Origin of the sequence: Odoribacter splanchnicus DSM 20712 (assembly GCF_000190535.1) — a bacterium.
GTDB classification, from domain to species: domain Bacteria; phylum Bacteroidota; class Bacteroidia; order Bacteroidales; family Marinifilaceae; genus Odoribacter; species Odoribacter splanchnicus.
Map to the genome: position 1 here is coordinate 1,574,552 of NC_015160.1, position 23,106 is coordinate 1,597,657.

At 46.4% G+C, this 23,106-nt stretch carries 18 protein-coding genes; 2 read left to right on the plus strand and 16 right to left on the minus strand.

The window, feature by feature from the left end:
* Positions 1-31 precede the first annotated feature (31 nt).
* The 3 genes from ODOSP_RS06595 to ODOSP_RS06605 form a co-directional block, all read right to left on the minus strand.
* On the minus strand, positions 32-2,443 hold the full coding sequence (locus ODOSP_RS06595) for an ABC transporter permease (RefSeq protein WP_148233354.1): 2,412 nt from the start codon (positions 2,441-2,443) through the stop codon (positions 32-34).
* 128 nt (positions 2,444-2,571) lie between these two features.
* Complete coding sequence (locus ODOSP_RS06600; RefSeq protein WP_013611589.1) at positions 2,572-3,822, minus strand: efflux RND transporter periplasmic adaptor subunit; 1,251 nt, start codon at positions 3,820-3,822, stop codon at positions 2,572-2,574.
* Between the two features lie 5 nt (positions 3,823-3,827).
* Complete coding sequence (locus ODOSP_RS06605; RefSeq protein WP_013611590.1) at positions 3,828-5,342, minus strand: TolC family protein; 1,515 nt, start codon at positions 5,340-5,342, stop codon at positions 3,828-3,830.
* A 199-nt stretch (positions 5,343-5,541) separates the two neighbouring features.
* On the opposite strand from ODOSP_RS06605, the gene ODOSP_RS06610 reads away from it, so the two are divergent.
* The gene (locus ODOSP_RS06610) at positions 5,542-6,900 is read left to right on the plus strand and encodes a sigma-54-dependent transcriptional regulator (RefSeq protein WP_013611591.1); all 1,359 of its coding nucleotides are present in this window, start codon (positions 5,542-5,544) and stop codon (positions 6,898-6,900) included.
* The gene (locus ODOSP_RS06615; RefSeq protein WP_013611592.1) at positions 6,900-8,222 is read left to right on the plus strand and encodes a sensor histidine kinase; all 1,323 of its coding nucleotides are present in this window, start codon (positions 6,900-6,902) and stop codon (positions 8,220-8,222) included. The genes ODOSP_RS06610 and ODOSP_RS06615 overlap by 1 nt, the downstream gene beginning before the upstream one ends.
* Before the next feature lie 26 nt (positions 8,223-8,248).
* Here the strand turns inward: ODOSP_RS06615 and dacB are convergent, their stop codons facing one another.
* The 13 genes from dacB to murG all read right to left on the minus strand — a co-directional run bounded on the left by dacB (position 8,249) and on the right by murG (position 23,096).
* Complete coding sequence (dacB, locus tag ODOSP_RS06620) at positions 8,249-9,628, minus strand: D-alanyl-D-alanine carboxypeptidase/D-alanyl-D-alanine endopeptidase (protein ID WP_013611593.1); 1,380 nt, start codon at positions 9,626-9,628, stop codon at positions 8,249-8,251.
* Positions 9,628-9,828, minus strand: a complete 201-nt coding sequence (xseB, locus tag ODOSP_RS06625) for an exodeoxyribonuclease VII small subunit (protein WP_013611594.1) — start codon at positions 9,826-9,828, stop codon at positions 9,628-9,630. Before xseB ends, dacB begins: the two co-directional genes overlap by 1 nt.
* 53 nt (positions 9,829-9,881) lie before the next feature.
* The gene (gene xseA / locus ODOSP_RS06630) at positions 9,882-11,264 is read right to left on the minus strand and encodes an exodeoxyribonuclease VII large subunit (protein WP_013611595.1); all 1,383 of its coding nucleotides are present in this window, start codon (positions 11,262-11,264) and stop codon (positions 9,882-9,884) included.
* Complete coding sequence (locus tag ODOSP_RS06635; protein WP_013611596.1) at positions 11,261-12,040, minus strand: toxin-antitoxin system YwqK family antitoxin; 780 nt, start codon at positions 12,038-12,040, stop codon at positions 11,261-11,263. The genes xseA and ODOSP_RS06635 overlap by 4 nt, the downstream gene beginning before the upstream one ends.
* Positions 12,041-12,115: 75 nt before the next feature.
* A complete protein-coding gene (yihA, locus tag ODOSP_RS06640) occupies positions 12,116-12,718 on the minus strand; it encodes a ribosome biogenesis GTP-binding protein YihA/YsxC (RefSeq protein WP_041557235.1) in 603 nt (200 codons plus the stop codon).
* Between the two features lie 87 nt (positions 12,719-12,805).
* Complete coding sequence (locus ODOSP_RS06645; RefSeq protein ID WP_013611598.1) at positions 12,806-14,095, minus strand: DNA recombination protein RmuC; 1,290 nt, start codon at positions 14,093-14,095, stop codon at positions 12,806-12,808.
* 97 nt (positions 14,096-14,192) lie between these two features.
* Complete coding sequence (locus tag ODOSP_RS06650) at positions 14,193-15,977, minus strand: DEAD/DEAH box helicase (protein WP_013611599.1); 1,785 nt, start codon at positions 15,975-15,977, stop codon at positions 14,193-14,195.
* Between the two features lie 190 nt (positions 15,978-16,167).
* Positions 16,168-17,304, minus strand: coding sequence for a cell division protein FtsZ (gene ftsZ, locus ODOSP_RS06655; RefSeq protein ID WP_013611600.1), 1,137 nt, complete (start codon positions 17,302-17,304; stop codon positions 16,168-16,170).
* 20 nt (positions 17,305-17,324) lie between these two features.
* The gene (gene ftsZ / locus ODOSP_RS06660; RefSeq protein ID WP_013611601.1) at positions 17,325-18,620 is read right to left on the minus strand and encodes a cell division protein FtsZ; all 1,296 of its coding nucleotides are present in this window, start codon (positions 18,618-18,620) and stop codon (positions 17,325-17,327) included.
* A 33-nt stretch (positions 18,621-18,653) separates the two neighbouring features.
* On the minus strand, positions 18,654-19,823 hold the full coding sequence (locus ODOSP_RS06665) for a cell division FtsA domain-containing protein (protein ID WP_013611602.1): 1,170 nt from the start codon (positions 19,821-19,823) through the stop codon (positions 18,654-18,656).
* Between the two features lie 11 nt (positions 19,824-19,834).
* Positions 19,835-20,560 carry a cell division protein FtsQ/DivIB gene (locus ODOSP_RS06670; protein ID WP_013611603.1) on the minus strand — a complete coding sequence of 242 codons (726 nt, stop codon included), beginning with the start codon at positions 20,558-20,560 and terminating at the stop codon, positions 19,835-19,837.
* A gap of 49 nt (positions 20,561-20,609) precedes the next feature.
* Entirely contained in the window at positions 20,610-21,983 is a 1,374-nt protein-coding gene (gene murC / locus ODOSP_RS06675) for a UDP-N-acetylmuramate--L-alanine ligase (protein WP_013611604.1), read from the minus strand.
* Between the two features lie 15 nt (positions 21,984-21,998).
* Positions 21,999-23,096 carry an undecaprenyldiphospho-muramoylpentapeptide beta-N-acetylglucosaminyltransferase gene (gene murG / locus ODOSP_RS06680; RefSeq protein ID WP_013611605.1) on the minus strand — a complete coding sequence of 366 codons (1,098 nt, stop codon included), beginning with the start codon at positions 23,094-23,096 and terminating at the stop codon, positions 21,999-22,001.
* Between the last annotated feature and the right edge of the window lie 10 nt (positions 23,097-23,106).

Consider the following 23,106-nt stretch of genomic DNA (forward strand, 5'->3'; position numbering starts at 1 on the left):
AATTTCATACCAATCACAAAAAATAATATCTTCAATCGTTTTTCAATACCTCGGTCGGATTCACCCGGATGATTTTCAGCAATTGAGACCCGATTGTCAACAGCATAATGATCATCATCAGAATAAAAATCGCAGCAAACACATCCGGTCTCAACGTGATCCGGTGGCTATATTCTTCCAGCCACCGGTGCATCGTCCCGTATATCAGCGGAAAAGCGATACAGGCGGCAAAGATCAAGAGTTTCAGATAATGCAGACAAAAGATTCCGGCAATATCCGTCAAAGTAGCTCCGTTGATTTTACGGATAGCCATCTCCCGGCTTCGTTTTTCCACGGCCAGCATCATTGCCGAATACACACCCAAAGCACTGATCAGTATACAAAAAACAGCCAGCCAAAAGATCATACTGCCGAGTTCGATCACCTTACTTAAATAACCTTCCATATCTACCCAAAGATTTTCAATATATAGAGGGGTAAACGAACTCAACTGAGCTTGCACTTTATCTTTCAATGGCTGTATCCCTTGCTGAACATATCCCGGCCTGAATTTCACATAAAGCGTTTCGTTGATATAACCTTCCGGGAAAGGCAGATAAATTCCCGGTATGATCCGGGGTTCGTTTCCTACGGGTAAAAGATTCTCCATGATACCGATAATCCGGTAAGTAATCACTCCCATCATCCCATCGATAGTCACAGACTTTCCGATCGGATTTTCACCCAGCCAATCGGCAAATGCCCGGTTAACGACCATCACATAAGGTTCACCGGTCTTGAAAAAACGCCCTTCCTCCATTTTCGCATGGATAAAATCGGTATAGTTCGGGTCGACACAATTATAGTTCAACGTCACTTCTTTCTCTTCCTCCACACCTTCTATCCGATAGCCTTTGGGATACATCATCCAGGGAGCGAGTAATCCGGTACCACTCCGGCACCATTCTTCGGCATAGGGATTCGCCGCCAGCATATCGCGCATTTGTTTCCGGATCGGCTCGAGACTCTCACCATTCAGATTAAAGGCATAAATACGCTCCATCTCCGCCCGGGTCATCCCCCCGGCCATCTGGCTTTCCAAGGCTTTTTGCTGATTCTGCATAAACCAGGAGAGACCGATCAGGAACATACAAATGACCAGCTGGATTCCCAATAGCACTGTCTGCATACGGGCACGGTAAGCAATCCCTCCTCCTTGTAAATTACGTAACATAGTCGCTTGCCGTACCTGCCGGATAATTCCGTATCCGACAACCAACATCAACAGCCACACTCCGATCAGGTATTCGGCTAAATCACCTCCCATTTTAATCACCCAACTCCCACCCTCGGAAAAATTCATATAATAGGTCCATTCCCCGGCAAAATACATCGAAATCAGTTCCAGCATGGCCGCCGCTATCACTCCGGTGATGAGCAAAGTCAGGGTTATTTCGACCATAAACAGCTGAAGCAGCCTCCCTGATGTCGCTCCGTGGAGTTCCCGGATACCCAGTTCTTTCCTGCGGTTGAACATCCTGCCGGCCGTAAACAACAGGAAATTGAACAGCGCTGTCAGCAAGACCAGCAACCCGATCCCGGAAAATATCAATCCCGCCTTACTCAATAGAGGCTTCCCGGTCAGTTTCTTATAGTCTTTGTAAGGATAAACTTTCACAGTCAAAGGTGTATTTCCCCTCCACTCCGGATGTTTCTCCATATAAACACCGATTTTACGGTTCAGCAATTCATAGGAAGTCCCCTCCCGCAAGCGATAGTATACGAAAACATAATCCCTGTATCGGGCCTGACGCAATACATCGGAATTCAGGACCACCCCGTCCCCATACTGAAAATCCGTACGATGCGGAAAATTTTCCATCATCGCCGCCACGGTCCAGGAACGCTCAGTATTCTTAAAATCATTTACTTCTGTAAAACTCTTTCCGACCGCTTCCGAAGTACCGAAAATTTTATCGGCCCCTTCGGATGTCAGTATCAAAACATCGGGTTGCTTTTTCAATTTCTCCCCATTCCCCGCCGTCAGCCGAAAATCATAAAAATCGAAAAAAGAACTATCCGTCAGCACAAAGAAAGCCTTCGCAGCTGTCTGTTTCCCATTTTCCTGCCCGACGACACATAATTTATCGCTGACCCCGGACATACCGACATAATATACCGATTTTTCAATCTCAGGAAACTCCTGTTTCAACTGTTCAGCCAGATCCAGGCTGACCAACTCGTCGACCTCCCCATTTTCCCGGATAGTGACCAATTTATAAGTCTCCCCGTAATGGGGTAACTGTTTATTCCAGGCCAACTCTTTCCTCAACATATAATTACATACCGTAAAGCAGGATAATCCTCCGGCTAACCCGAGTACACAAATCACCGATTGTAACTTGTACTTCAATAAATTCCGGTATGCCATTTTCAGTCCATGACAACTCATCTCTTTATTCAATTTTCTGTAATTTCTACTTTCCTTCTTTCAGGGCCCTTGCAGGATCGCTACCGACAGCCCTGTCCATTTGCAGAGCCACCGCCAGACGATCTACAAATCCTGTCTCAACATGCCTGCCTGCTCTTTTATCATTTGAGAATCAATTCTTCGGCATCTCCAAAAGTATCGTAACCCGAGGTGATCACCCGATCCCCTGCTTTCAATCCTTCGATAATCTCATATTGACGCGGATTCTGCCGGCCTACCGTAATGGGTACTTTCACCGCTCTGTTACCGGATTCGTCCAATTTGTAGATCCATTGTCCTCCCGTATACTGGAAGAAATTGCCTTTCGGAATAACGACGGCATCTTCGGGCTGTCCCAGTTCGACCTGTACCCGGTAGCTTTTCCCGATGCGTACATTATCGGGCATCTTTTCACAAAATACCAAATCGACATCAAAGGTACGATCCTTCACCTCAGGAACCACCCGGGTAATTTTCAGCGGATATTTTTCATCCTGATAATTGACGGTGGCGGGTAGTCCGGTAGTAATCCGGTCGATGTAATATTCGCTTAGAGAAGTGTGGATTTTAAACTGGTCGAGCACTTTGATCTCGGCAATGCTTTCATTCGGGCCTACCTGTTGTCCCGGGGTCACTTTGACAAAGCTCAGTTGTCCCTTCACGGGAGCTCTGACCACCAATTTATCCAGACGTTCACAGGCCCGGGCAAATTTTTTCTTTTCGCGTTCGAGATCGCCTTGCATCAATTCTTTCCGGATCACCGTCACGGTAGAATCGTGCTGTAATCCCTCGAGTTGTAAAGCCGTACTTTTCTTTTTATATTCGTACTCATCCCGGGCAACTTCGAGCTGCGCCTTGCTTTTCACTCCCATCTTATATTCTTCCTGATCCAAAACATAGCTTTTTTCGAGGCGCTCCAATTCATAAGCGGCCTGTAATACCTGTTGTTTCAAATTCAGGCTTTTTTGTTCCATCTCGATCGCTTTCTCGCGGAATGCAGTAATTTGTTTATCCAAATCATCCCTTTGGTCGTCGATAGAACGGATCAGTTCCGGATTGGTCAGTATCAGGATAGTATCTCCTTTTTCCAGCATCACCCCTTCTTCGCCGATGATCTTATCGACACTTCCCCCTTCACGGGTATTTACTTTCAACGTCAGGATCGGTTGTACAATCCCTTCGGCATCCACATACTCCAGGAATTTATCTTGTCTCACCGTTTCGACCGACAGTTTATCGGCCTCTGTACGAAGCTTGCGTCCTCCCATCGAATTTACGACCACGTAAATCAAAAAGGCGAGAAAAACGACACCGGCAATCAGATAGTTCCGATAGCGGATGATAAAAGGTTTTTTTTCAAGAATCCGGTCCATACTATTTAATTTTCAAGTTTTTTATAATCTACACTGATCTCCGAATGGCGGGCAAAGTCATAGAGCGTCATACTCCGGAGCATATAATACAAATTCCAGTAATTACTCAAAGCATAAAGGAAATTACGGCTGGCACTGTCTTTCTCGGTGACCGATGCATTCAAGTCGAGAATAGTGGATTTTCCCAGTAAGTACAGTTTACGGGCCACCTCATGACGGCGGCGGGCTGTCTGGTCGGTTTTCATAGCAATCTGTACCCGTTCGGCCTGCAAGTTGAATTGTAATACCAATTTACGGACATTCATTTCCAGGTTGTTCCGTTGTTGTTCCACCTGTATTTTCACCAATTCTTCCCTGGATTTCGCCACTTTCACCCGTCCGCGTCCACGGCCCCAGTCGAGGATCGGTAAGGAAATCCCGACACGAACCTGTTGCTGATCGTTGGGATTTGTATAGGCCTGGTTAAAAGTGGTCCCCGTCTGTGACAATCCGCACTGCACATACAGATCGGCCTTCAATCCGGCATTCGCCCTGGCCTGTGCCACACCACTCTTACTTTCTAATAATTGCCGTTCGAGATCATCTATATCGGGACTATTACGGTTGAATAATTCGTAGGCTTGCTCCGGATTCACCCGGATCCGGGGAACTTCGACATTTACCCGGACTTTCAGAATAACATTTTTATCCAGACCCAAATACACACACAAAGCCTGACGGCAGTTGTCCATTTCAATGGAAGCATCCATCACGTTGGTCGATTCGTTCAACCGATTGATTTCCAACTGTAAAAGTTCGTTTTCTGTGATCCGTCCGATCTCATACCTGCCTTTACCGAATTTATACAGAGTATCCGCATTATTGTAATTGAACCGGGCCATATCGTAATTACTCTGAGCCTGTGCCAAAGCGAAAAATTTATTCACCGTTTCAGCAGATACCAGCTCGAGCGATTCCACATAGGCCTTTTTCGCCTCCCGATAACGTACCGGTTCGATCCGGCGGTCCCATCTCAGGCTATTGTATCCGAACAAGGATTGGCTATAACCGATAATAATCGGGGAAGAACGGAAGGATACCGAATTGGAATCGAATAATTTCATCCGTTGTAACGAACTCTGTACAAAAAAACTACCTCCGGTCAGGGAGACATTTTGGGAAATCGACAATTCACCGTCTACCGTCAACATATTCTGACTGACGTATTTCTCCGAACCATCCCCCAAGGTGACTTTACTAATCGTTCGTGTCAGATCGGGATTAGACGAAAGCGTCAATGAAGGCAGATAATTCGCCCGAAAAGAACGATAACTCCAATAAGCCGAACGGAAAGTGTGACGGGCAGATACTGCCGAGGGTGAATTTGTACGGGCCATGTCGACAGCCTCCTGCAAAGTCAATTCGATCACCTGACCGCTATCCCGGGCTACTTTAACCGCAAGATCGCCCCTATTCTGGGCCGAAAGCCCGGTAGCTACCAGTAATGACCATCCTGTGATATAGCATAATTTCAGGTTCATAGGTTTCTTTTTACAAATCAGGGAGGCAAACAACGTGCCACAATCAAAATAATATAATAATCAATAACTTACAAAACAAAAGCGATAAAATAGATGTGCATATCCGCACAAAAAATGTTCGAATCCGCACATACAAGCTGTAAATATTATTCCTACATTTGTTTGAAATGAATAACAACACCTGTTCAATCCTAAAACCATGGATGGAAAAATTCTGATTGTAGACGATAATGAAGATGTGCTTTTTGCTTTGAATCTATTATTAGAGCCTTATGTGGAAAAAATAAAGGTCACCACTTCTCCTGCGCGTATAGAATATTTTATGGACAATTTCAACCCGGACATTATCTTACTGGACATGAATTTCAGCCGGGATGCCAGCAGTGGACAAGAAGGCTTTCTATGGCTGGAAAAAATTTTACAAAAAGACCCGCAAGCCGTCGTGTTGTTTATCACCGCATACGCCGACACCGAGAAAGCCGTGAAAGCTATTCGTGCCGGCGCGATCGATTTTATTCCTAAACCCTGGGAAACCGAAAAACTGCTGGCCACCATTTCCTCGGCTATCCGTCTCCGCCAAACCCGGACCGAAGTAGTGGCTTTGAAAGAGCAGCTGACAGCCCTTTCCGCTCCGGACGAAGGAGTAGAAATCATCGGTGAATCGCCGGCCATACTGGAAGTAATTCACACCATCAAAAAGATCTCGGGTACCGACGCCAACATTCTTCTATTGGGTGAAAACGGTACGGGGAAAGACCTGATAGCCAGAGCCATTTACCAAAACTCTCCCCGCAACGGAGCTCCTTTTGTCCCGATCGACCTGGGGGCAATCCCGGAAACCTTATTCGAAAGCGAGCTTTTCGGTTACGAAAAAGGAGCTTTCACCGATGCCCGGAAAGACAAAGCAGGACGTATGGAAACCGCCTCGGGGGGAACCCTGTTTCTGGACGAAATCGGAAATCTCTCGCTTCCCATGCAAGCCCGGCTATTGACAGCGATCGAGAAACGTCAAATCACCCGTTTAGGTTCTACTCAGCCTAAAAACATCGATATCCGTTTGATCTGTGCCACCAATGCCGATATCCACAATATGGTCACTACAGGAAAATTCCGCCAGGACCTTCTTTACCGCATCAATACCATCGAAATCCCGATTCCTCCCCTCCGGGAACGGGGAAAGGATATTTTACTCCTGGCCCGGCATTTTCTCAACCGCTATTGCTATAAATACAAAAAAGAAATCACAGGCTTTACACGAGACACCCAACAAAAATTGCTCCAATACAATTGGCCGGGCAATGTAAGGGAATTACAGCATGCTGTCGAACGGGCCGTTATCCTGGCCCCGGGCAAGCTGTTAGAACCGGACAATTTTATGTTACGTCCCCCATATAGTAGTACTACCGGTGACCTGGAAACCTTAAACCTGATGGAATTGGAACAAAAAGCGATAGAGAAAGCGATGAAAAAATGTGAAGGTAATATCAGCCGGGCTGCCGAAATGCTGGGCATCACCCGTTTTGCCCTTTACCGTAAACTGGAAAAATACGAAATCTGATGAAATCTTTCCAAAACTCCCGTCTGATCTTACTCTTACAAAGCGGATCGTTGGTCTTCCTTTCTGTTTTGTTGGGAATCCTATTGATGAAATCGCTTTGGTTTTGTTCGCTCTTTACTTTTTTCGTCATTCTCCTGTTTATCCTCCATATCGACAAGCAGCAACAAAAGTTGACCGAAATGGTCATGCGGCTCATTACGGCTATCCGTTTTTCAGATTTTTCGTTATCTTTCCGTCCGGGGAGTAAAAAACAGGCAGACCCTCGGTTAACGCAGGCGATGGAACAAGCTTTAAAGCAATTCCGGGAAAAAATGTACACCCTCGAAGAACAACACCTATATTATAATACCTTGTTGAGTACCATCGATTCGGGCATATTGGTCCTCAACCGGAACGGAACCATCGAATGGTATAATAAAACCGTGCTTCGGGAATTCGGCCTGACCAGCCTTCGCCAACTTTCAGAACTGGCAGCGATTACCCCTGACTTACCCGACCTATTGCTGCGGCTTATCCCCGGAGAAACTCATATTCTGCGTCTGGAACAATCCGGGCGTGTCCGTGAAATCGCTCTGAATCCGGTCATTTTCAGAATACAGGGCAAAGAATTATTATTGATCAGCCTGAAAAACATTCATTCGGTACTGGAAAACAATGAAATCGAAGCCTGGCAAAAACTGATCCGGGTGCTGACCCATGAAATCATGAACTCCCTGGCCCCCATCATTTCTCTATCCGAAACCCTGACGGAACGGGTTGCCCGGACAACGACCGAAGATGCGACCTCACCGGTCATGCTCCAGGCTTTAGAAGCGATCCACCGGCGTAGTAAAGGATTACTCGAATTTGTACAAAATTACCGGAAACTTACCCGTATCCCGGCTCCCGAATTAGTCCCGCTCTCGCTGGAAGAATTATTCACCGGTCTTCGGAAACTCCATGCGACCTCTGTTATTCCCTGTGAATTTATTTGTCACGATCCCCGTCTGCAAATCCAAGCCGACCGTACCCAGATCGAACAGGTACTCCTCAATCTCATCCGAAATGCCGAAGAAGCCTGCCGGGATATACCGGCTCCCCTGATCCGCATCACCACCCAATCCGACACCACTCAGATCACCATCCACGTCGAGGACAACGGACCGGGCATCGTCCCTGAAGCTTTGGATAAAATCTTCGTTCCTTTTTTCACAACCAAATCCGGAGGCTCGGGTATCGGTCTCAGCCTGTGTAAACAAATCATGACCCTCCATAAAGGCAATATCACCGTCAAATCACAAACCGGTGCAGGAAGTGTTTTCACCCTTTCTTTCCGAAGATAAACAAATCACGGGAGGGGATCGGAATATCAATAGCTCAGCAGACTTTGCAAGAATTTTCCGACCGCTTTTTGTAATTGTGAAGCAGTACAGGTATAATGGTTGATGAGAACGGTAAAGGCCATTCGTTCATTCCCCGTAGTAGTCAGGTAACCTGCCAGACAACGTACCCCGGACATCGACCCGGTTTTAGCCTGCATCCGTCCTTTCAATGCTGTCGCTCCGATACAATAACCACTTAAACCACCGTCTTTTCCTGCCACCGGCAATGAACGGCCCAATGTCTCCCCTACCACTTTGTCTGCATAAACCAACAGGTCGGTAAAAACAGAAGCCGGCACAGCATCCATCGGCGACAACCCACAGGCATCTTTTAAGATCATTCCTTCCGCCGGTATCCCAGCCTCTTTGAGTAACATTCCGACCTTTTCCGGCCAATCCGCCGGAGCTACCAGGCACCCTAAGGCTTCGGCAAACAAATTGACACTGGCTTTGTTGGTATGGAATACGATTTCCCCCAATTCAGGAGAAGTCAGGGTCAACCATTCCGTACGGGGTTGTTCTTCGATTTTTTTCTTCGCAACGGTAATTCCTCTGGCTTTCAGTATATCGGTCAATTCGGCTACAAATACTTCAGCCGGACGATGTATCGCACCTTTCACTTTAAAGAGCGTCCGGTTTTGTGGAAGAGTCCCCCGAATACATAAAACTTCACTATAGGGTCCTCCGAACACCCAGGCATCATCCCGGTTTCCGACAGCAGCCGTTACCTCATTCACTATTTTCACTCCCGGCAAAGCAGGGACAATCTCTTTTAACTTAGCCGGAGTGCCTGCGACTCCTGTCTGAAAATGATAAAAACAGGTATTATCCCGGTAATTGAAGGGCAGATACAAAGCTGCATAGTAATTCGAAACATCTTCCCAAGTCCACGATCCCGGAATATTCACTCCCGGTAATGCTCCCTCGACCCGGATACTTCCGTCTATTCGTTGTATTCCTGCTTTTTCCAACGCAGTGACGATCGGACTCAAAAGAGAATGATTGGGGAAATAACGGGACTCGAGCGTCGGATCACCCGCTGCCACAAGAATCAAATCTCCGGTTAAAGTACCATCTTGTATCTTTCCGGTATATCCGACCCGGGTTTTAAAACGAAAATCTTTCCCTCTTTCCTGTAAAGCAAATACAGTAGGCAGTAATTTCGTCACGGAGGCCGGAGTCAAAGCCATTCCTGCCTGATGAGTCAATACCGTCGTTCCATCTCCGACTTTTTTCACCGATATACCGATAGCAGCGTGATTCAATCCCGGCGTTTCCAGTAATTGCTTTAAAGCCACCTCCGGCTGTCCTTGCACGCCCCACCCCCAAAGACAAAAACAAAATACAACTCCCCAATATCTCATCATCAATCTTCTATCGTCTTCAAAATCTTCTCTACCTCTTCCTCGGTCTCGTGCAGTTTGGATTTACAAAAAGCAATCAATTCCGATACCCGCTTTACCTTGCCGCTCAATTCATCGACATCCAGTTGATTATTTTCCAGTTTAGTCACGATATCCTCGATTTCGGCCATAGCCTCTTTATAGGTTAATTTATTTTCTTCCATAGGGTTATAAAAGTTTTTGAGTTGCTGAGTTACTGAGTTACTGAGTTGCTGAGTTACTGAGTTGCTGAGTTGTTAAGGATTTGACATTGGATTTTACCATGAGCTAATTCGGTTTCCACGATCTCTCCGGCTTGTAAAACCGCAGCTTTTCTGACTGCTTTTCCATTCAAACGGGTGATCGAATAACCTCTTTCCAGCACATTTTTAGGATCTACGTATTTGATCGTCGTTGCAGCCAATTCCAGACGACGGTGTTGATCTGCAAATATCCGACCGGTTTGTTGTTGTAAGGCCTTTCCGAAATTTTCCAGGCGATTTCGCTGACGATCGGCCAAGACATCTATCCGGCCGGTTATTTTCATTTTCAAACGATCGAAATATACCTGCCGGTTCCGGATATAATTTTCAGAAGCATGGTCCAAACGTTGGGACAGCAATTTCAGGTTTGTTCGATTCCCTGTCAACACCACTTGCACCGAACGTTTAAAATCGGATATCCTTACCACCTGTCTGTTTTGTTCGTTGTGGAGCAATTCCTGCACTCCTACGATAAAATCATTTTTCCAGGTCTCCAACTGCCCATCCTGCTCCCGGAAAGTCCCGATCAAAAAAGCGGCAGCAGCCGTAGGAGTCTTCACCCGCATATGTGCAACACGGTCGACGATTGTTTCGTCTCTCTCGTGACCGATTCCGGCAATCACAGGCAAGGGAAACTGCGCAATATTAGCAGCCATCTCATAAGAATCGAAACAACCCAGATCGGTCTGCGAACCACCTCCCCGGATAATGACCACCACATCGAATACCGATTCATATTCATAAATCCGTTCCAAAGCGGCAATCACCGAATCGGTCGTTTTATCCCCCTGCATAATCGCCGGAAAGAGTTTGACCTGAAAACGATACCCGTACGGATTGGTCTGCAGCTGATTCATAAAATCTCCCAATCCTGCAGCCGTAGGTGAAGAAATGACTGCGATCGTTTTAGGCAATACCGGGAATTCCAGTTCCCGGTTCATATCGATTACCCCATCGGCCTCGAGCTGAGCCAGGATTTCTCTCTTTTTCCGTTCCAGATCCCCGATGGTATAAGTCGGGTCGATATCCCGGATATTCAACGAATAACCGTATAATTCATGAAAAACGACCTCGACATTCAACAGGACTTTCATCCCTTTCTCCAACTGCCGTCCGGTTGTCGTCTCGAAATAAGGACGCAACGTACGAAAGGTAAACGCCCAGATCGTCCCCCGGGCAGTGGCTACAATACTGTCTTCCTGTTCCCTCTTGTCCGCCAATTGCAAATAACAATGACCGGAACGATTCAGCTGTACCTCTGTAATCTCGGCCGTAATCCAAACCGAATCGGCAAAGCTAGCCTTCAAAGTCTGCTTGATCCGGTTGTTCAATTCATATAGACTGATCGCCTCCATCATTCCATCCCGGTTAATTTCATATACCCCTCCGGATCATCGGCAAAAACAGCCGGATCGGGAATCTTTTTTACCGTCGACAACAAAACATCCAACTGCCGGCTTTCTTCCAGCTCATCTTCCTCTGCCGTATCCGAAATACCGGCGCGGTAGTTTTTACGTTTTACCTCTACCCCCGAATCATCGAAAAATACCCAGGTTCCCTCTTTCCGGTCATTCCGGTACCGGCCTTCCGAACGTAATATCCCCTGATAACTATAAGTCTTCACTTCCCCATCCAATTTTCCGGCTTTCAAACCGGCGATCATCCGCAACTGTCCGTTATCATAATACAATTTCCACTCCCCTTCCGGTTTACCGTTCACCCAACCTTTTTCCTCAGCGGGATTACCCGTACTGAAAAAACGGACCGTCTTCCCATTCAATACCTGATCACGATATTCCTCCTTCATCAAAAGACAATCGTTCTTAAAATATTCCCAGATCCCCTGCTTCTTCCGGCCGACATATTTTCCCCGCATGCTACAATCGCTTTTCCGGCTGTACAACACAGCCTCGACCGTATCCCCGCGATACACCATCCGCGCCTGCAACTTACCGTCAGGATAATACCGTTTCATTTCTCCGGCAGGCTTTCCTGCTCTGAAATACCCTTCATAACGTAATGTCCCGTCAGGATAAGTCCCTTTACGCCACTCAGCCTCCTGTCCCCGGCCCTCCGGCATCCCCAGGAGCAAACATCCCCAAAACAAGACAGCAAGCACAACGTTCGTCTCCATATTCTAAAATATAATCAGTTCTTAAAGTTGCTCTTTTGTCATTTAAAGTTTATGTACTTTATAAACTATTCAATCCTACAATTTTACGGTACGGTTCAATTCATCGATATAATCCAGCACCTCTTCCCGTCCCAATCGCTTTTCAGAAGAAGTCATAAAAGCCATAGGTGTCGTCTCCCAGGTTTCCAGCATCACCTTATGATAGTCGTCGATACATTTCAAGCGTTGTGTGGCAGAGAGTTTATCCGCTTTCGTGAAAATCATCACAAAGGGAACCCCATTCTCACCCAGCCATTCCATAAATTCCAAATCGATTTTCTGCGGTTCCAGTCTACTGTCTATCAAGACAAAAAGGCAGACCAAATTCTCCCGTTTGAGAATATAATCCCGAATCATTTTTTCAAATTGCCGGCGGGCGGTTTCGGAAGTACGGGCATATCCATATCCGGGCAAATCCACCATATACCACATATCGTTGATCAGAAAGTGATTGATCAATTGGGTCTTCCCGGGCCGTGCAGCCGTCTTAGCCAATTTTTTATTGTTCGTCAGCATATTGATCAACGATGATTTTCCGACATTCGACCGCCCGATAAAAGCATATTCATGCCGGTCCGGCTTCGGACATTTCTCCACTGTTGCATTACTGACGACAAATTCTGCTTTTACTATATCCATATTCCATTCCATTTGGGATTATTTTACAAAGATAAAATATAAAACGGAGAATGAGAAAAACAGGAAACAAAACAAGAAAAATCAGAATCACCTAATTAGTTCTTCAGGGATTTCTTTGTCTCCTCTGCGGGATTTCACCCCCAATTCTTTTAGTTTCAGGGTTTGGGAGATCAGGTTTCCGTTACCTTCTTTTAAGCGGTTTAATGCTTGCCTGTAACTTTCTTCTGTACGCCGGATGTTGTCGCCGATAGCGGTCAGGCTTTCCAGAAAAGCCACACATTTATCGTAGAGCTTAGCTCCCCGTTCAGCGATTTCCTGAGCATGGCGGTTTTGGTATTCCCGGCTCCATAAATCGGCAGTGAGTTTCAAAGATACGATCAGATTGGAAGGACTCAACAACAATACCCTTTTCCGATAAGCTTCATGCCAAAGGGTAGGTTCCGATTGCATAGCCAACACATAAGAAGATTCGTTGGGAATAAACAACATCACAAAATCCAGGGCACCGTCACACCAATCGCAATAATTCCTGGCAGACAATTCGTCTATGTGTTTCCTTACCGACAACAAATGGGCCTTCAAGGCAACTTCCCGTTCCGTTTCGGTCTCTGCATTACAATAATCGACGTAGGCGGTCAACGAAACTTTAGAATCGATAATCACCTTCCGGTTATCAGGATACACCACAATCACATCCGGCCGCATCGTGTTCCCGTTCTCCGTCCGGATCACCCTATCGCTTTCATCTTTCAACGTTTCCTGAATGAAATACTCCCTTCCTTTCGTCAATCCCGAATTTTCAAGAATTCGTTCGAGAATCATTTCCCCCCAATCACCCTGAGTTTTCGTATTTCCTTTCAAAGCATTGGTTAAATTGACGGCATCCTCCCGGATCCGATTATTCAGCTGCACCAATTCTGCGATCTTTCGTTCCAGTACGGTCCGCTCGACCGTTTCTTTCGAATAGCTTTCTTCCACTTTTTTACGGAACTCCTGAATATCTTTATTCAAAGGGCTCAGTATACGCTCTATATTTTCCCGGTTCGCTTCCGTAAAACGCCGGGATTTATCCTCCAGGATATCGTTTGCCAGATTTTGAAACTGTTCTTTCTGTAAAGCCGCTATTTGCAAAATCTCCTCTTTTTGCCCCCTCCATTTTTCTTCCGTCTGCCGCAAATTCTCCTTCAACCGTTCATTATCGCGGATCAAGGCCATTTTTTCTTCCTGCCATCGTTGTTCCTTCTCTTCCCATGCTTTCGCTTTTTCCTGCAATATCCGAAGATTGACCTCCATTCCTTTTCTCCCGATACGGGTCGAAAGATAAGTCAGTAAACCACCTATTCCGGCTCCTGTCAAAAAATATAGTAATACTTCCATTGAAAAACAGCTTCATTATAAAAATAAAACAGACTCAACCGTTATCACCGTTTCATCTGTTTTATCTTTTGTTCTATTTCATCCGTCGTTTATCGTCTTATCTTTTCTTGCGGGAACGACCTCCGCTTTCGATACCTTTTTTCTTTTCTCCGAAGCGTCCACGGCTACTTCCGTCACTCCGGCGGTTTGCCGAACGCCATTTATTGTTGGCAGTAGAACTCCGGCGTTCTCCGCCCCGGTCCGAACGGTTATAACGATCCTTTACCTCGGAAAGCGTAAAGGGCAGACCGTTGAAACTGACATTCCGGAAACAAGACATAAACCCGTTGATTCCACGCACATCGACTTCAAATTTCGTATTATTACCGAAAATGCGGATACTCCCGATTTCCAATCCTTTCCGCGGGGCATTCTCATTGATAATAGTCATCAGATCACGTGGAGTGAACCCGTCCTCTTTACCGACATTCACAGAGAAAGTCGTAAAAGTCACACTCTCTTCATTTTTCCGTTCTCCACGCCGTTTTTCTCTCCGTCCTCCATCGTGCCGCTCTTCATCCGAAAGATTCAAATCGGCAACCGAAGCATATTTTTTCAGTAATTTTCCGAATTCATAGGACATCATCTTCTGGATCAACTCTTCTTTAGACAACTCCTCGAATTTCTCGAACAACTCGTGCCGGTATTTATCCAGAGTCTCTTTCGGTTCTGTCATCAGGATCTTGTCGGCATAATACGACAGCTGAGCCCGACACACTTCTTCACCTCCGGGCACTTCCTTATACTGGAATTTTTTCTTCAGGATATTCTCGATCCGGCGCAATTTTCCTTTTTCTTTCGAATTGATAATAGCCACCGAAATCCCCTCACGTCCGGCCCGGCCGGTGCGACCGCTACGATGGGTGTAACTTTCCACATCTTCGGGCAAATTATAATTGATTACATGAGTCAGATTGTCCACATCCAATCCCCGGGCAGCCACATCGGTAGCCACCAGCACTTTCAGCCGTTTAGCCCGGAAACGGTCCATCACATCATCCCGTTGTGCCTGACTCAAGTCACCGTGCAGGGCATCACAATCGATCCCGTCTTTCTGTAACTTCCGGGCAATTTCCCGGGCATCCATTTTCGTCCGGGTGAAAATAATCGCATACATATCCGGAGCGCAGTCGATCACCCGATGAAGAGTCTCATAACAATCCCTGGCCAGCACCTGATAATATTCGTGCGTCACTGTATCTGCACCCTGATTTTTCTTTCCGGTAGAAATTTCCTGAGGATTACGGAGATAATTCTTAGCGATACGTTCCACCTCACGAGGCATAGTCGCTGAAAACAGATAGGTATTTCTTTCTGCAGGAGTTTCATCCAAAATAAAATTCAGATCCTCCTTAAAACCCATATTCAACATCTCGTCGGCTTCATCGAGTACGACTGCCCGAACCTGTTCGATTTTCACCGCTTCCCGCTTGATTAAATCACAGAGACGGCCCGGAGTAGCCACCAATACGTGTACACCCCTATCCAATTCCCTGATTTGCTTGCGGATATCCGCCCCCCCATATACACATGCCACCCGGATATCACTCCGGTATTTCGCATAATTCTGCAAGTCCTTACCGATCTGCATACACAACTCGCGGGTAGGACTCAGAATCAGCACCTGAATTGCATTCAATGAAGTGTCCAGCTTTTGCAATAAGGGCAAACCGAAAGCCGCTGTTTTACCGGTCCCGGTCTGAGCCAAGGCCACCAAATCATTTTCTTCCCCTAAAATCACGGGAATTACTTTTTCCTGTACAGGACTAGGAACCTCGAACCCTAAATCTTCAATTCCTTTTAGAATTTCTCCTTCTAAACCTAATTCTTTAAATTTTTCCATTCTTTTTTTTAATGCAGCATCTTGCTGCGTTACTTGGCAACTCCATTGTTGCACTTTCTCCTCTTCCCCATTTCTCTCTTCCTCCCCCTATCTTTCCCCCCTTTTACTTTTTACCTTTTACCTTTTACTTTTTGTGCCTCTCCCGTCTTTAGCTTTTAGCCTTTAGCTTTCTAGCCTTTAGCTTTTAGCCTCAACTCACCCTCAAGTCCCTCCGTTCGAATGCAGGTACCGTCTCTAATTCCCTCACCTGTTCTTCGGTCAATCCGGGTTTCACCCGTACTTCTTCCTCTTTCAGGCATTCCGGTTGTTTAGCATATCCGGCACAAGTATTCTCTTCTCCGAACAACTCGATATCTCCGGTAGGGAAACCGGTAGCAATGATCGTCACAGAGACGGCATCCCCCAAATCGGGATCGGTACCCACACCCCAGATCACAGCGGCATTATTTCCCACTTTACGAATAATATGGGAAGTAATCTGAGACATTTCGTCCATGGTAATCTCATCTGTTCCGGAAGTAATATTCAGTAAAATATCTTTCGCTCCTAAAATATCGTTATTATTCAGCAGCGGACTTTCCAAAGCCTCTGTGATTGCCCGGATCGCCCGGTCCTCACCGCTAGCCTGGGCAGCTCCCATAATAGCCACCCCACTATCCGTCATCACCGTCCTGACATCGGCAAAATCGACATTGATATATCCCGGAAGGGTAATAATCTCAGCAATACCTTTAGCAGCGATATTCAGTACATCGTTGGCTTTTGCAAAAGCTTGCGATATAGTTTGCGATCCATAGATCGATTTGATTTTTTCATTATCGATAACGATCAGACAATCCACATGATCTTTTAAGCGACGCAATCCGTCACGGGCCTGATCCAAACGTTTCGGACCTTCGAAACGCGCCGGCACCGAAACGATCCCAACCGTCAGAATCCCCATGTCCTTAGACAACTTGGCAATCACCGGGGCAGCCCCCGTACCGGTACCTCCTCCCATAGCAGCCGTGATAAAGGCCATCCGGGTATCCTTCTTCAGAATAGCTTCTATATCGGCCAGACTCTCCTGAGCCGACTTCTCTCCCATGGCAGGATTATTACCTGCTCCATGTCCTGCGGTCAACTCTTTCCCCAACTGAATTTTACAAGGAATCGGACTGTTGCGGAGCGCCTGATAATCTGTATTACAAATGACAAAATCGACATCACAGATCCCTTTCTCGTACATATATTCCACAGCATTTCCACCTCCGCCACCGACACCGATCACCTTGATAATGGTAGGCGTTTTCTCGTTCAGATTAAAATTTATAAATCCGTCGACCATGGTATTATTCGTTTATTTGTTTATTCTTCATCACTAAAAAGCGTACCGATCTTTCGTTTGAGCCATCCGTTCGTATCGGGCACTTCATTGACTCCCCGCTGGCTCCGCTCAAAACGGTCTACCCGTCGGTTAGATTCCCGTTTCTGTTTTCTCGCCCGTTCTTCTTCCTGTTTCTGACGGCGCAAACGGGCTTCTTCCTCCAGTTCGGCCGGATTCATAACCTTCATCTCCAGATCGTCGGGCAAGGGCTCCACCTTAAAATAGGGCTTTTTAGCCGATGTCGTAGTTGCCGTTTCTATTTTCTGCTCTGTTGCAGCAGTAGCTCTTCCCCGGTTATTGTTAAATCCGGTAGCGATCACCGCTACCCGCAGTTTATCCCCCAAGGTCTCGTCTTTACCGGTCCCCCAAATCACATTCACATTTCTTCCTACTTTCTCCCGCAACGAATCGGTGATCAGACTGATTTCATCCATCGTGACTTCCTTTTCGCCGTAAAGCATATTCAACAGAATATTAGAAGCTCCCCGAATATCGTTACTGTTCAACAAAGGCGATATCAAAGCATTCGTCAAGGCTTCCATCGCCCGGCCTTCTCCTTCCGCTTCAGCCGCTCCCATCAAAGCCACCCCGCTATCCCGCATCACGCTCTCGACATCGGCAAAATCGACATTGACATATCCTTTTACGGTAATGATTTCGGCAATACTCTTCGCCGCAATCGTCAGGACGTTATCGGCCATAGCAAAAGCATCGGACAACTTCAGGTCTCCGTATATCTCCCGCAACCGTTCATTGGCAATAATCAGCAAAGCATCTACATACTCTTCCAGTTCATCGATACCGGTCATCGCCTGTTCGATCTTGCGTTTGCCTTCGAAGCTGAAAGGCACGGTCACGATACCGATGGTCAGAATACCCAATTCCTTCGCCTGCCGGGCAATTTCAGGAGCGGCTCCGGTACCCGTCCCTCCCCCCATTCCGGCAGTAATAAACACCATCCGGGTATTATGTTCGAGAATCGTTTTGATAAAATCCATACTCTCGATAGCGGACAGACGTCCTCTTTCGGGCTGGCAACCAGCCCCGCGTCCTTCTGTCAGCTCCTTCCCCAACTGGATCCGGTTTTTTACCCGGCTCTGGCGCAAAGCTTGTATATCCGTATTACAAACGACAAATTCAACCCCATGAATTCCCTGCCGGAACATATGGTTTACGGCATTACTTCCACCTCCGCCGACACCGATCACCTTAATGATCGATTCTTCTTGAGTTGCATCAGGTAATTTCAATGAAATCAGGTCGTCTTCAATTTCCATAACTTGAAAAATAAAAGTTAAACATTCCGGAGCCTAAATACCGAAGATCTTACCGATTCTTCTGACAATCTTTTCTCCGATACCATTAGGGGTCTCCTTCGGTTCTTGCCGGGCACAAAGCAACAGTCCCAGAGCCACCAGATACTCAGGTGTCCGCAACACTTCTTCCCGGGGGGCCTGAATCCGACGTGCCGCAGCACTTTCTACAGGATGTCCGGACATCCGCCGCAACAATTCATCTACATCCTGCAACCGACTGCCTCCTCCTGTCAACAATACCGGATCTTCGACATCATCGAATCCCCATTGCTGCAACTGGAAAATCACACCCTCCAGCAATTCTTCGCACCGACTTTGTATAACCGTAGCCAAATCCCGGCTTTCCAACGTTAAGCGGGTATCCGGTATCGGCAATTTTTTATTTTTACAGATCGACCTTAAGGCCTGTCCGTATTCGTGTTTCAACTTACGGGCTTGTCCGAAACTCAAGGCAAAAGCAGCCATCGTATCGGTATCTATCGTCCGTACCCCGATCGGCAAATGCGCTTCATATTCCAACATTCCATCACGGAAAAGGACGACGTTCACTCCCATCGCTCCCAGATCCACCAAAGCAAAGTCACGTTCAGCCCGTTCTACATCCAGTGCTTCAGCATAAGCACGAACCGCCGGATAAAACTCTATCTCCTGAATCCCGCTTCCCTCGAACAGTCCCTGAATATCGGCCAAATAATCATAATCGGCCAGATATACCTGATAGGTCACCTCCAGATTCCGTCCGCTTCTACCCAGCGGATCGGCGATCATTTCCCCGCGGTCGATCGCATAACCTACCGGCAGGATATCCACCACTTCATCCTGTCCTCCGCCATAAGCGTCTATGCAACGTTGTTCTGCCCGGAATAAATCACTTTGTTCAACGACTTTCTTTTGTATAGGTACGACTATTCTTCGTTCGACGATCCGCAAAACAGCTCCCGACAAGGCCACATTCATCACCTCGATTTCCCGGTCTTTCATCAGCTCCGACATCAGGCTACGAATACACATTCTCACCTTCTCCTTATCCTTGATTACGCCATGTTCGATGCCTTGTGAGGCCATAATCTTTATTCCTTTCAAATGGCAAACGCTCCCTTCTCCCGAAGCCAGCGCCATAACCATTTTTTCAGATCCCATATCCAAAGATGCAGTCCAACCCATAATCTGCTATATTATCTTTTAACACATACTATCTGATTCTTAAACTTCAGATTTATTTCTTTATATACGTTCCATCCCTTTAAAACTATACCTTCCCGAAGGAAAAGACGTAAATTTTCCAATTTCTCGTTCATATCGTCCAAAGTCCCTAATACAATCCTGAAATTCCCGACTTTCGGGATCAGTACAACTTCATTTCCTTTTTCGACAACGATCTGTTCCACCAAAGCATCCCAGAACTCATCATTCCGTAAAGTCATTATAAAAGGGTATAAACCATTACAAGCAAACTTTCTGGATATATTTCCGGTAGCCACGACTACGCGCGACGTATATTTCCGGGACAACGGCATGATTTTACCATCTTCATCCACATAATAACCTTCACCTGACATAATTCTCAGTACAGGCTTTCGTTGTGTGATTTCTACATGAAAATAACCGTCCAAAGTGTAGTAAACCTGAGCCGACTTAATCACCGAATTTCTGACCAGAATATGCTCCAAACTGTCTTTATCGACACTGACTATATTGCATCCCTCGATATCACCATATCCGCGTTTAATAATCCCCAACACTTCCGTCTCGTCGATAAACGCATTTTCTTCGGTACCGTCAACGACAACCTGCAAACCCTCACATTTTACCTCCCTCAATTTTGCCGATGCAAAGGTAAACACAATTATCAGGTATACAAACAAACTGACAGATAATATGTAAGGCAATGTTTTTTTCATTCTTCCCGCCTTTATAGCTTATAGCATATAGCCTTTAACTTTTTACTTTCTACCTTTTTACCTTCTCCCCAATCTCTCCCACCAACCGATCGATATCCCCTGCTCCCATCGTCACCAGTATACCTCCCTGAAAATCAGGTATAATATGTTGTAACAGTTCCTCTTTTGTCACAATATTACCCGGAACAGTAAGCCTTTTCCGGATCACTTCCGCAGTAATTCCCGGAATAGGTCGTTCCCTGGCCGGATAAATCTCCAGTAAAACCACCCGGTCGGCCAAACTCAGGCTCCGGGCGAAATCCTCCTGAAAATCCCGGGTCCGGGTATATAAATGAGGCTGAAAAACCACCGTCACCGGCCGATCGGGCCACATTTCCCGGACAGAACGCAGCGTAGCCTCGATCTCCCGCGGATGATGAGCGTAATCGTCGATATAAATGGTCTTTTCAGTATACACTTGTATATTAAAACGCCGGGCTACTCCCTTAAAGTCAGGCAGTGCCCTGCGGATTTCCTCAGGCTGTACTCCGGCTTCCAAAGCCAACGTGATGGCTGCCGTTGCATTTTCAACATTCAACCGCCCCGGTATTCCCAGTATCAATCCTTCGATATCTACCCCACGCCCATGATAATCGAATACATAACGTCCCTGTTCGATCCTCAACCCATCGGCATAACAATCGGCTTTCACCTCTACGCCGTAATAACCGGTTACCTGCGTCTGCTTCAACTGCAATCCTTTTTTCAGAAACAGTCTCCCGCCCTGTGGGTTCACTTGTCCGGCAAATGCTTCGAAAGCCTCCAACAGATTGGCTTTATTCTCATAGATATCCAAATGATCTTCATCCATTGCCGTGATTACCGCTATTTCCGGACTCAGATGTAAAAACGAACGGTCGAATTCATCTGCTTCGATAACGATATACGAAGAATTACGATCCAGCAATAGATTAGTTCCAAAATTCGCCGCTATTCCGCCCAAAAAAGCATTACATCCTACGGTTGAATTTTTTAACAAAAAGGCAGTCAGCGTAGATACCGTCGTTTTCCCATGTGTACCGGCTACACAGATCGCCTTTCCTTTCCGGGAAATCATACCCAGGACCTCCGCCCGTTTATGCAAATCGAAACCCGCCCCTACGAAATAAGCCCGTTGCCGGTTATCCCCGGGTATCGCCGGAGTATATACCACCAACGTCGTCGTTTTATCCCGGAATTCAGCCGGAATCTCTTCCTCTTCATCGATATAATTAATCCGGATTTCTTCTTCAGCCTGCATTTTTTGAGTCAATGCCGAAAGAGTCCGGTCATAACCGGCCACTTTGTACCCTTTAGCCTTAAAATAACGGGCCAAAGCACTCATACCTATTCCTCCGATACCCAGGAAATAAACGTTTTTTATCGTCTGTTCTAACTCAACCATACTATTTTCAAACACTTAGCCGATCACCTTCAATATTTCTCTCGCAATCTGCTCATCCGAATCCCGGATAGCCAATTTCGCTATATGCTTTTCCAGCTCTTTCCGTTGTTTTTCATCCGATAGCAAACCGGTGAGCACCTGTTCCAACCGTTCTTCAGCTTCCGTATCCCTGATCATGACAGCAGCCCCTTTATCGACCAGCGCCATAGCATTCTTTGTCTGATGATCTTCTGCCACATTAGGCGAAGGAATCAATACCGCCGCTTTTTCCAATAAGCAAAGTTCGGATATTGTCCCTGCTCCGGCACGGGCAACGACAATATCCGCAGCAGCATAAGCCAAATCCATCCGCTTCAGGAAAGCCAGTAATTTTACATTTTCCGGTAATTTACCGTCCAGCTGTTTTTTCAGATCCTCATAATAATAACTACCACACTGCCACAATACCTGTACCTCTTGCCACTGCCCTATATCCTTTAAACAACGCATCACCGCTTTATTCAATGTGCCGGCACCCAAGCTTCCTCCGGTCACCAATATCGTCTTCTTCGAGGCATCCAGTCCATAGAATTCTATTCCTTCAGCCCTGATTTCCCGGGCCTGTAACAGATCTTTCCGCACCGGGTTACCGGTAAAGATAATTTTCTTTTTTTCAAAAAAACGCTCCATCCCTTCATAAGCCACACAAATCTTACAAGCTTTTTTCGCCAGTAGTTTATTCGTCACCCCTGCATAGGAATTCTGTTCCTGCAAAATCAAAGGAATACCTGCTTCTGCAGCTACCCGTCCGATCGGCCCACTGGCATATCCACCGACTCCCACCACAGCATCGGGTTTAAACTCCCGGATAATCTTTCTGGCTTTACGCAGACTCTTCCAAAGATTATACAATACTTTCACATTTTCCAGAGTCAGTTTACGTTTTAGTCCCCTCACCGGTAATCCTTCGATGCGATAACCCGCTTCAGGCACTTTTTCCATCTCCATCTTCCCCTCGGCCCCGACAAACAAAATCTCGATATCCGGTTGCAACCGCTTCAATGCATTCGCAATCGACAACGCCGGAAAGATATGTCCTCCGGTACCTCCTCCGCTAACAATCACTCTTTTCATATCACAAAAG